This is a genomic window from Streptomyces sp. UG1, from assembly GCF_049974585.1.
Taxonomy (GTDB): domain Bacteria; phylum Actinomycetota; class Actinomycetes; order Streptomycetales; family Streptomycetaceae; genus Streptomyces.
This window is the reverse complement of sequence record NZ_JBNGGG010000018.1, coordinates 167,512-177,913: the sequence shown is the minus strand read 5'-3', so window position 1 is coordinate 177,913 and position 10,402 is coordinate 167,512. Positions and strand designations below refer to the sequence as shown.

9 protein-coding genes and 2 pseudogenes are annotated in these 10,402 nt (G+C 72.1%); 8 read left to right on the top strand and 3 right to left on the bottom strand.

Annotated elements, in window-relative coordinates; all coding sequences use genetic code 11:
* Window positions 1-322: 322 nt before the first annotated feature.
* Window positions 323-379: pseudogene (locus tag ACP4J3_RS21615) on the top strand (hypothetical protein); the annotation flags it as partial.
* A gap of 148 nt (window positions 380-527) precedes the next feature.
* Here ACP4J3_RS21615 and ACP4J3_RS21610 read toward each other — a convergent pair.
* Window positions 528-677, bottom strand: a complete 150-nt coding sequence (locus ACP4J3_RS21610; RefSeq protein WP_426536840.1) for a hypothetical protein — start codon at window positions 675-677, stop codon at window positions 528-530.
* A gap of 582 nt (window positions 678-1,259) precedes the next feature.
* On the opposite strand from ACP4J3_RS21610, the pseudogene ACP4J3_RS21605 reads away from it, so the two are divergent.
* Window positions 1,260-1,496 (top strand): annotated as a pseudogene (locus ACP4J3_RS21605) (trypco2 family protein); the annotation flags it as partial.
* Between the two features lie 37 nt (window positions 1,497-1,533).
* Here ACP4J3_RS21605 and ACP4J3_RS21600 read toward each other — a convergent pair.
* On the bottom strand, window positions 1,534-2,607 hold the full coding sequence (locus ACP4J3_RS21600; protein WP_426536818.1) for an ADP-ribosylglycohydrolase family protein: 1,074 nt from the start codon (window positions 2,605-2,607) through the stop codon (window positions 1,534-1,536).
* A 191-nt stretch (window positions 2,608-2,798) separates the two neighbouring features.
* On the opposite strand from ACP4J3_RS21600, the gene ACP4J3_RS21595 reads away from it, so the two are divergent.
* Window positions 2,799-3,917 (top strand): glycerate kinase, encoded by a 1,119-nt coding sequence (locus ACP4J3_RS21595; protein WP_426536838.1) that lies wholly within the window; start codon window positions 2,799-2,801, stop codon window positions 3,915-3,917.
* A gap of 119 nt (window positions 3,918-4,036) precedes the next feature.
* On the opposite strand, the gene ACP4J3_RS21590 is transcribed toward ACP4J3_RS21595, so the two are convergent.
* Window positions 4,037-5,326 (bottom strand): PucR family transcriptional regulator, encoded by a 1,290-nt coding sequence (locus ACP4J3_RS21590; protein ID WP_426536816.1) that lies wholly within the window; start codon window positions 5,324-5,326, stop codon window positions 4,037-4,039.
* A 180-nt stretch (window positions 5,327-5,506) separates the two neighbouring features.
* Between ACP4J3_RS21590 and ACP4J3_RS21585 the strand changes: the two genes are divergently transcribed.
* Genes ACP4J3_RS21585 through ACP4J3_RS21565 form a run of 5 tightly spaced genes read left to right on the top strand, consistent with a single transcriptional unit; the run spans window position 5,507 to window position 10,334 of the window.
* Window positions 5,507-6,313, top strand: a complete 807-nt coding sequence (locus ACP4J3_RS21585) for an ABC transporter ATP-binding protein (RefSeq protein WP_426536814.1) — start codon at window positions 5,507-5,509, stop codon at window positions 6,311-6,313.
* The gene (locus ACP4J3_RS21580; protein WP_426536812.1) at window positions 6,301-7,113 is read left to right on the top strand and encodes an ABC transporter ATP-binding protein; all 813 of its coding nucleotides are present in this window, start codon (window positions 6,301-6,303) and stop codon (window positions 7,111-7,113) included. Before ACP4J3_RS21585 ends, ACP4J3_RS21580 begins: the two co-directional genes overlap by 13 nt.
* Window positions 7,110-8,000 carry a branched-chain amino acid ABC transporter permease gene (locus ACP4J3_RS21575; RefSeq protein ID WP_426536810.1) on the top strand — a complete coding sequence of 297 codons (891 nt, stop codon included), beginning with the start codon at window positions 7,110-7,112 and terminating at the stop codon, window positions 7,998-8,000. Before ACP4J3_RS21580 ends, ACP4J3_RS21575 begins: the two co-directional genes overlap by 4 nt.
* The gene (locus ACP4J3_RS21570; RefSeq protein WP_426536808.1) at window positions 7,993-9,075 is read left to right on the top strand and encodes a branched-chain amino acid ABC transporter permease; all 1,083 of its coding nucleotides are present in this window, start codon (window positions 7,993-7,995) and stop codon (window positions 9,073-9,075) included. The genes ACP4J3_RS21575 and ACP4J3_RS21570 overlap by 8 nt, the downstream gene beginning before the upstream one ends.
* The gene (locus ACP4J3_RS21565) at window positions 9,072-10,334 is read left to right on the top strand and encodes an ABC transporter substrate-binding protein (protein ID WP_426536806.1); all 1,263 of its coding nucleotides are present in this window, start codon (window positions 9,072-9,074) and stop codon (window positions 10,332-10,334) included. The genes ACP4J3_RS21570 and ACP4J3_RS21565 overlap by 4 nt, the downstream gene beginning before the upstream one ends.
* Window positions 10,335-10,402 lie beyond the last annotated feature (68 nt).

The following is a 10,402-nucleotide window of genomic DNA, read 5'->3' as shown; positions in this document are numbered from 1 at the left end:
TACCGCAGCAACCTCATCGACGGATGCCTCGCGGAAACCGGCCTCACCTTGACGACATCACGGCAACAAGGTCAGTAGTGAACATGTGGCGATCGCAGTGAATTGGCCCGTTCGCGCTGATTTTGCAGGGATGATGTTTGCCTTATAAACGAGCGCACCAAGTCACTGATACGCACTCCACCCGGGGTCGGCAAGACGATGCTGTCCGTCGCGCTCGGCCGGGCCGCGGTCGACGCCGGACACCGGGTCTACATTCACCACCGCCGGCGAATTCGCCGCCAAGTGCCACAAGGCCGCCCTCGAAAGACGCTGGAAGACTCGCATGCGGTTCTTCGCCGGTCCGAGGGTTTTGATCATCGACGAGCTTGGCCATCTCGCGCGGCCCGAGGACGGTGCCTCCGCCCTGTTCCAGGTGATCGACCAGCGGTATCCGACATCAGCGAGTGAGAAGCCGGGCCTTCGGCATGTGCTGGATGGACTGGCCCCTGTCGGTCTGGTGCTGGAACACCGGCCTGGTGGGGCCGCTTCTAGGCGGCGATCGGCTTCGACTCGGTCGGCTTGCGCGGGAGCAGGGCTTGTAGGCGGTCCCGCTGCTTGGGGGTGAGTGGGGGAGCCTGGTCGGCCAGTTTCTGGGCGTAGCGCCGAATGTCGGCGATCTCCGCAGCGGTCAACGCCATCAGTGATCTCCTTGGCAAGGCGTACATCCTCGACGGCTGTCAGCCCTGCGTGGTGTGCGGCTATCGAAGCGGCGACGGCGCCCCCGGTCTGGATGGCCAGTGCGGGGATCGGACGGAGGGCGACAGCGGCCGCGGCTGCAGTCGGTGAGTTGCTGGGGCGCTCGGCAGGCGTCGCAGGGTCGGGACGGGAAACGGTCCGTGACGAACGCAGTGTGTCGTCCCTGGGCGGAGGGCCGGAGCGTGGCTGCGGGGCCAGCCATGCATGGGCCGGTGGTGCCGAGAGTGTTGCAATGCTTCCGCGATTCTATCGCGGGGAGTCCCCGATGCGCATTTCTTCCTGAATGTCTCCGACGCACTGTTCCGATCGCTTTGTATGAATCTGTTTAATGATCATCTGGAGTGAGGGACCTGTCCCCGAGTGGTGGTCCTGACCACGGTCCGCCTTCCGCATCCCGGGAGGGCCCGGCAGGCTGACGGTGCCACCGCAACGATCAGGGGAGCTGTGGAGTTGGAGCCGACGGAACTGTCCCAGGCCATCAGGGCAGTGCGCAGCGGCCTGGCTGCCACTCAGCGGGACGTGGACGGTTCCCCGTCCGGGAGATCGTGCTCGATCTGGGGACCGAACTGCGCCGTACGGCCTCGGCCGGCGGCGGGGTGAAGGCGTTCGTGGTCTCTGCGGATGCCAAGGGCGAGCGGGCGAGCACCGCGACGCACCGGATGACGGTCACGCTGGAGGTCGCAGGCGACGAGCGGGGCGGCGACCTGTTGATCGGCGACGCGGGCGGAGGCCGGGGCGGATCGATGGGGGAAGCCGGCTAGGGGATGCCCTTTGGGGAAGGGTAACCAGCTCGCCCGGCTAGACCTCCGCCTCCGCCAGCTGCACCGTCCGCTCGGCCAGTTCGCTGATCCGTACCCCGTCGAAGCCGAACACCGCGCTGCGGACCGTGTCCTCCAGCGGCTCCTTCCACTGCGTCGGAATCGCGTCCGCCCCGGTCAGCACGCCCGCCACCGAGCCGGCCGTCGCCCCGTTGGAGTCGGTGTCCAGGCCGCCGCGGACGGTCAGCGTGATGGTGCGGGTGAAGTCGCCGTCGCCGTACAGAAGCCCCGCGGTGAGTACGGCGGCGTTCGGGATGGTGTGGATCCAGCCGAGCCCGGCGGTCTCCTCGGCGACCGTGGTGAGTGTGTCCTCCCAGGTCATCCGCGTGTCGTGGAGGGAGACGACCCGCCGCACGGTACGGGCGAGCCGGCTGCTCGCCGGGATGACGGCCAGGGCCTGCTCCACCGCGTGCCGCACGGTGGGCGCGGTGAACGCCGCCGCGATCAGCGCCGCCGCCCACATTGCCCCGTAAACGCCGTTGCCGGTGTGCGACAACACCGCGTCCCGGCGGGCGAGGGAGGCGGCGCGGCTCGGGGCGCCCGGGCAGGTCCAGCCGTAGATGTCGGCGCGGATCAGGGCGCCGATCCACTCCTGGTACGGATTGTCGTACGTCGCGGTCAGCGGCGGCTTCAGACCGTTCGCGAGGTTGCGGTACGCGGCCCGCTCCGCCGTGAAGGTCTGCAGATACGGCAGCCGCAGCAGCCACAGGTCGCCGACCTGCTCGGTGCTGAAGCCGAAGCCGTGGCTCTCCAGCAGGTCCAGGCCGAGGATGGCGTAGTCGACGTCGTCGTCGCGGCAGCTCCCGTGGATCCGGCCGCGCACGCACTGGCGCCACTCCGGGCGCAGCTCGAAGCCGTCGCCCTCGCTCGGCGGCTCGGGGAGATAGTCGGTGAGGGGCAGGGCGGCGGCCTGCCGCAGATACTGATCGATCCGGTCCCGCGTCCACAGGTCGCCCTGCTCGACCGGCTTGCCGAGCATGTTGCCCGCGATCCGGCCCAGCCAGCCCCCGAGGACGCGGTCGGCGAGCTCTGGCTCAGTGCCCACAGGGGTCATAGGACCGGTTTACCCAATTCCGGGGGTGTCCGCTCGGGGTTCGCCCGGTACGCACAGCGGGCGCGCAGGGCGTTCTCAGCCTCCGGGCAGGCATGACGCCACGGGCCTCCTCCGGTTAAGGTCGCAGCGGCGCGACTGGCCTTGACGTGCGCGAGGCCCGGAGAGCAAGGGGATAACAGGTGACACAGCGCGTGCTCATCGCCGCGGACAAGTTCAAGGGCTCGCTCACGGCCGTACAGGTCGCCGAGCGGGTGACGGCCGGTCTGCGCCGGGTCGTGCCGGGCATCGAGGTGGCGGCCATGCCCGTGGCCGACGGCGGCGACGGGACCGTGGACGCGGCGGTCGCGGCCGGGTTCGGGCGGCGGGAAGTGCGGGTCGCCGGGCCTCTCGGGGACGAGGTGACGGCGGCGTTCGCGCTGCGCGGTGACACCGCGGTCGTGGAGATGGCGGAGGCGAGCGGCCTCCAGCGGCTGCCGACGGGCGTCTTCGCCCCGCTCACCGCGTCCACCTACGGCTCCGGGGAACTGCTGCGGGCCGCGCTGGACGCCGGTGCCCGCACGATCGTGTTCGGCGTGGGCGGCAGCGCCACGACCGACGGCGGCGCCGGGATGCTGACCGCGCTGGGCGCGCGCTTCCTGGACGCCGACGGGGAGCCGGTGGCGCCGGGCGGCGGCGGCCTGGGCGACCTGGCCACGGCCGACCTGACGGGCCTGGACCCGAGGCTGGCCGCGGTCGACCTGGTCCTCGCCAGCGACGTCGACAACCCGCTGACCGGTCCGAAGGGCGCACCGGCGGTGTACGGCCCGCAGAAGGGCGCCTCGCCGGACGACGTGGAGAGGCTGGACGCGGCGCTCGGGCACTTCGCGAAGGTGCTGGAGGCGTCGTTCGGGCCGAAGGCCGCCGAGCACGCCGCCGCGCCGGGCGCGGGCGCCGCGGGCGGCATCGGCTACGGCGCCCTCCTCCTCGGCGCCCGCTTCCGCCCCGGCATCGAGGTCATGCTCGACGTCCTGGGCTTCGCACCCGCCCTGGAGCGCGCCGACCTCGTCATCACCGGCGAGGGCTCCCTGGACGAGCAGACCCTGCACGGCAAGGCCCCCGCGGGCGTCGCCGCCGCGGCCCGCACGGCCGGCAAGGAGGTCGTCGCGGTGTGCGGCCGCCTCGCACTGCCGCCCGAGGCACTGGGCCGGGCCGGGATCCGGCGGGCGTATCCGCTGACGGAGATCGAGCCGGACGTGGCGAAGTGCATCGCGGATGCGGGGCCGATCCTGGAGCGGTCGGCGGAGCGGATCGCGCGGGATTTCCTGAGCTGAGGCCGGCTTCTCAGCGCCGGTCGGCGTCATCCAGCCCGTCCGGCGTCTGAGGACGAGGCCCGTTGAGGGCCGAAGCGGGGTCCGGGGCGGCAGCCCCGGTGGGGGTGCCCCGCCGGGGTCTAGGGGGCGGAGCCCCTGGAGGACGGGACGGGCAGGGGCGGCGGGGGCGGGGGCGGGGGCGACAGACGATATGCGTCCAGTGCCAGCGTCATCTCGATCAGATCCCGTGGCCGCGCCAGCGACCTCGACGTCAGCTGCTCCAAACGGCGCAGCCGGTTGAAGACCGTGTTCCGGTGGCAGTACAGGCGGCTCGCGGCGCGCCCCGCGGAGCCCTCGCAGGCCAGCCAGACGTCGAGGGTCTCCAGGAGCACGGCCCGGTCGGCCGGCTCGAGTTCCAGCAGAGCGCCGAACACGTCCGCCACCAACCGCGCCGCCAGCTCCGGCTGGCTGACCACCAGCGCGGTCGGCATCCGCCGGTCGAAGCGGACCACCCGCGTCGCATCCGGCGGACATGTCCGCAACGCCAGCTCGGCCAGCCGCCGGGCCCGCCCCAGCTCGGCGAGCCCCGAAACGACGGGACTGATACCTCCCGGCCCCGCGCCCCGCGCGTCCAGCAGCTCCGCCAGCCGGTCGAGACCGGCACCGGCGTCGGCCCCGGCTGCGGCGTCCAGCGCGACCAGCCCCACCTCGCAGTCGGTCCGCATCCGCCACACGAAACGGAACCCCGCGCCCCGCACAGGGCGGTGAAACGTCTCCTCACGTCCCTCGCGCCCTTCCCGTCCGTCCCGCCGCTCCGCCCGCAGCACCACCACCGCGTACGACCCGTGCTCGGGAAGATCGAGCCCCGCCGCCGCCCGCGCGGCCAGCCCCGGCGACCGCTGCCCCTCCAGCAGCGCGTCGAGCAGCGCCTGAAGCTGCTCGTCGGTGCGCCGCCGCAGCTCCATCTCCGTCGCCCGGTACGCGTCCGACGCCGCCTGCACCTGGGCGTCCACCGCCGCCCACACGATCGTCGCGGACCGCACCAGCGCCCCGAGCCGCTCGGACTCCCGTTCGGCCGCACCCTCCAGCAGCGCGTCCCACACCAGGTAGCCGGCGCTGCGGTAGGCGTGCGCCAGGAGCTCCAGCGGCAGCCCCTGCTGGGCCCGGCGCCGCCCGGCCTCCTCCGCGTACGCCAGATCGCGGCGCGGTGAGTCGCGAGGGGCGGAGATCGTCTCGATGCCGATGCGCATCGCTTCCTCCGACTCCCGCCAGTGGAGGTCGTACGGCAGGACCTGCCCGTACACCCGCGAGTGCTCGGCGAGCCTGCGCAGATGCTCGTCCACCAGCTCGGGCACCCGCTCCAGCAGAGCCGTACAGGCCTCCGTGAGCAGTTTCCAGTCATGACCGGTTCGCGGTCTGCGCCCACCCATGGCCCGGAGGATGCCACCACCGACCCGCCGCGGACAGGCCCCTGACACGCGGTGTTGTGCTCGTGCACAATCGCCGGCCGCGCGCGCTGGTCACCCGCCACGTTTCGGCCGTCCGCCGTGGACGGGCGCCCCGCACGGTGCTGAGGTGACGCCACACCGAACGAGGACGAAGGGGGTGCGATGGGCGGATCCGCGCTGCTCGTCCGGGACCTGTCGGTCGGATACGGCCCCGTGCGCGCACTGCGCCAGGTGTCGATGGAGGTGCCCGAGTCGGCCGTGGTCACGGTCCTCGGCGCCAACGGCGCCGGCAAGTCGACGCTGCTGCGGGCGATCTCCCGCACCCTCTCCTTCCACGGGGGCGCGGTCACCGGCGGCACGATCGGCCTCGGCGGCCGCCCGCTCGACCGGCTCCCCCCGGACCGGGTGGTGGCCGCCGGGGTCTGCCACGTCCCGGAGGGGCGGCGGGTGTTCGCCCGGATGACGGTCGCCGACAATCTGCGCGCCGGAGCGCTCGGCGCCCCCGGCGGCCGCGCGGCACGGGCCCGCGCCCTGCGCCGCGTGCACGACCTGTTCCCCGTCCTCGCCGAACGCGCCCAGCAGCGCGCCGGACTCCTCTCGGGCGGCGAGCAGCAGATGCTCGCCGTCGGCCGCGCCCTCATGGCCGCCCCGAAGGTGCTCCTCCTCGACGAACCCTCCCTCGGCCTGGCACCCCTGGTGGCCGACCGGATCGCCGCCACCGTCCGTGAGATCAACGAGCAGGGCACCTCCGTCCTCCTCGTCGAGCAGAACGCCGCCCTCGCCCTGCGCCTCGCCTCCCACGCCTACGTCCTGGAAGTCGGCGAGGTGACCCTGTCCGGACCGGCGGACGAACTCGCCGCCTCCGACGAGGTACGCCGCCGCTACCTCGGCGTCGTCGACGAGGACGCGGCAGCCGACGCCTCACAGGCCCGCACCACACACCCCACGCTGACCAGATGGGAGGCGTGACGATGACCGGCGTCCCGCCCCTGGAGGTCACCGGCCTCACCGTCCGTTTCGCGGGCCTGACCGCGCTGGACTCCGTCGGCTTCACCGTGCGCCCCGGCACCGTGCACGCTCTCATCGGCCCCAACGGCGCCGGCAAGTCCACCTGCTTCAACGTCCTGTCCGGCGTCGTGCGCGCCGCCTGTGGCAGCGTCCGCTTCGGCGACCACGAACTGACCGGCCTGCCCCCGCACCGCATCGCCGCCCTCGGCGTCGCCCGCATCTTCCAGAACCTCGCCCTGCCGCCGCACGCCACCGTCGAGGACAGCCTGCTGCTCGGCCGGCACCGGCTCACCCGCGCCGGCTTCCTGTCCGCCGGGCTGCGGCTGCCGTCGGCGGCGCGCGAGGACCGCCGACACCGCGCACGCGTGCGGGAGATCGCCGCGTTCGTCGGCCTGGAGAAGTACCTCGGCCATCCGGCCGGCTCACTGCCGTACGGCCTGCAGAAGCTCGCCGAACTCGCCCGCGCCCTGTGCATGGAGCCCCGCCTGCTGCTCCTCGACGAACCGGTCGCGGGCATGACCGCCGCCGAACGGCGCCGTACGGCCGCGGTGGTCGCGGGGGTCCGCGACAGCCTCGGTATCTCGATCGTGCTGGTCGAACACGACATGGGGGTGGTGATGCGGCTCGCGGACGCGGTGACCGTACTCGACTTCGGGCGCCTGATCGCGGACGGCGCCCCCGCGGACGTACAGAACGATCCGGCGGTCGTACGGGCGTACCTGGGCGAGCGCACCGACGGGGAGGAGGCCGAGGACGCATGAGCACCCTCGCCGAACTCCTCCTCAACGGCGTCTCGCTGGGCTCCGTCTACGCCCTCATCGCACTCGGCTTCGTCGTCATCTTCCGGGCCACCGAGGTCGTCAACTTCGCCCACGCCTCCCTGCTGCTGGCGGGCGGCTATGTCACCGCGACCCTCCACGACGACATCGGTTTCTGGCCCGCGCTGGCCGCCGGGATCGCGGGCGCGGCGGTCGTGGGGGCGGCGGTGGAGTTCCTCGTCATGCGGCGCTACCGCGGCTCCGACCACAGCGTCCTCGCCATCGTCACCATCGGCGTCGACATCCTGCTCACCACCGAACTGACCCGCCGTATCGGCACGGACGTGCTGGCGCTCGGCGACCCGTGGGGCGACGCCGTGCTCACCGTCGGGCCGGTCTCCCTCGCCCACACGCGGATCGCCGCCTTCGTCGCCGCGGCCCTGCTGATCACCGCCTTCCTGCTGGCCTTCCGCTACACGTCCTGGGGCGTCGCGATGCGCGCCGCCGCCGAGAACGCGGAGACGGCGGCGCTGATGGGCGTACGGCTCGGGCGGGTGTCGCTGGGCGCCTGGGCGGTCGCGGGCGGGCTGGCCGCCGTCGCCGCGCTGTTCCTCACCGTCTTCCCGACGCCGGGTCTGGAGCGGGCCACCTCGCTCGCCGCGCTGAAGGCGTTCCCGGCGGCGATCCTCGGCGGCCTGGACTCGACCACGGGCGCGCTCGTCGGCGGGCTGCTCGTCGGGATCACCGAATCGCTCGCCACCGGCTACCAGAGCGACCTGACCTTCCTCGGCCGCGGCCTCGGCGACCTCGCGCCCTATCTGGTGATGGTCGTGATCCTGCTCATCCGGCCCGCGGGGCTGTTCGGCACGAAGGAGCTCGCCCGTGTCTGAGGCCCTGGTCAAGCCGGTACGGCTGTTGCGCACGCGGACGTATGTATGGACCGCCGGTGCGGTCCTGCTCCTCGCCCTGCCCTTCTACCTGGACCGCTTCTGGCTGCAGGCGGGGCTGTTCGCGATGGCCGCCGCCATCGGCGCGATCGGCCTCAACCTCCTCACCGGCGCCACCGGACAGCTCTCCATGGGGCACGCCTTCTTCCTCGCCGTCGGGGCCTACGGCTACTGCGTCTTCGCGGGTGACGGCGGCGACGGGCTGTCCGGGCTCGGGCTGCCGACGTGGCTCGCGGCCGTCCTCGCGGTGCTCGTCGCCGGTGTCGCGGGCGGGCTGTTCAGCCCGATCGCAGGGCGGCTGAGCGGTGCCTACCTGGGCATCGCCACGCTCGCGCTCGTCTTCATCGGCCAGCACGTGATGTTCAACGCGCACGACCTCACCGGCGGTTCCAACGGCCGCGACGTCCCGCCGCTGAACCTTTTCGGCCTCACCTTCGACGACAGCGAACTCGTCGTCGCCGCCGTGCCGTTCGGCTCCGCCGAGAAGCTCTGGTACGCGGGCCTGGTGCTGCTCGTGGGCTGCGCGCTGTTCGCGCGCGGAGTGCTGCGCGGCCGTCCCGGCCGGGCCATGAACGCCATCCGGGACCACCGGATCGCGGCCGGGGTGATGGGCGTTCCCGTCGCCCGCTACCGGGCCGCCGTCTTCGTCCTGTCGTCGATGTACGCGGGTCTGGCAGGGGTGCTGCTCGCGCTGGTCTTCCAGCGGACGGTGCCCGACTACTTCGGCGTGGTGCTGTCGCTGGAGTACCTCGCCATGATCGTCATCGGCGGGCTCGGCTCGGTCGCGGGCGCGGTGGTCGGGGCGGTGTTCGTGTCCCTGCTGCCGCAGCTGCTGACCCGCTACAGCGACGCGCTGCCGCTGGTCTCCGCCCCCGGCACGGGCGGGGTCGCACCGGGCGAGGCGGCCCGGTATCTGTACGGCGCCGCCGTCGTGGCGGTGGTGCTCTTCCTGCCGGGCGGCCTGGTCAGGGTGGCCGCCCGGCGTCGCGTCAGCACCGATCCAGGGGAGGAACGATGAGTTCGACACATGCGGCGCGGGTGGCCGCCGGGGCACTGGCAGCCCTGCTCGTGCTGGCGGGGTGCAGCTCCAAGGCAAAGGACGACGATGCCGACAAGGCGGGCGCCGGCGGGGTGAAGACCGGCGACGGCATCTCCGGCAAGACCATCAACCTCGGCGTCCTCACGGACATGACCGGCGTGTACGCCACCCTCGGCAAGAGCGTCACCCAGGCCCAGCAGCTGTATGTGAAGCAGACCAACGCGGCCGGCGGCATCTGCGGCTACCAGCTGGCCCTCACCATCCGCGACCACGGCTACGACCCGCAGAAGGCCGTCTCCGGATACACGGAGCTGGAGCCGAAGGTGCTGGGCTTCGCCCAGTTCATAGGCTCGCCGTTCGTGGCCGCCGTCAAGCAGCGCGTGGACGGCCAGGACAAGGGTCTCGTGCTGCCGCAGGCCTGGGCCGCCAGCCTGCTGGGCAGCCCGTACATCCGCGTCATCGGATCCACCTATGACATTGAGACGATCAATGCGATCGACTTCTTGATCAAGGAGAAGGGCATCAAGAAGGGCGACAAGATCGGCCACGTCTACTTCGAGGGCGACTACGGCGAGAACGCCCTGGCCGGATCCAAGCACATGGCGCAGGAGTCCGGACTCACCGTCGTCGAGCAGAAGATCAAGCCGACCGACAACGACATGACCGCGCAGGTCGCCGCCCTGAAGCAGGCCGGCGTCAAGGCCGTCGTGATCAGCGCCGGACCGCGCCAGGCGGCCTCGTTCGTCGGGGTCGCGGCGGCCGGGAAGTTCAATGTGCCGATCATCGGCAACAACTCCGCCTTCGCCCCGCAACTGCTCGCCACCCAGGCGGGCCCGGCCCTGATGAACAACTACTACGTGTCCTCGCCGTCACTGCCGATCGGCGCCCACACCCCGGAGGCGAAGAAGCTGGTCGCGGACTATCAGAAGGCCTACCCGAACGACGCCCTCGACAACGGCATCGTCGCCGGCTGGACGGCTGCCTCCGTCTTCGGCGAGGCCCTGAAGAAGGCCTGCGAGAGCAAGGACCTCACCCGCGAGGGCGTCGACAAGGCGCTCCTCACCCTCGACTCCTTCGACAACGGCTTCGGCATCCCGCAGAACTTCACCGACCCGAAATCCCCGTCCTCGAAGCAGAGCGTCATCCTGCAGCCGGACAAGTCCGTCATGGGCGGCATGAAGGTCGTGCGGGAGGCCGAGGCGGCGCAGGTCGCGCAGGCGTACACGCCGGGTGCGTGACACCGGGTGGACACCGGTGGGCGGACCGTCCCGGCCCGCCCGTCGGTGTGGCATCGCTCCCGTATGCC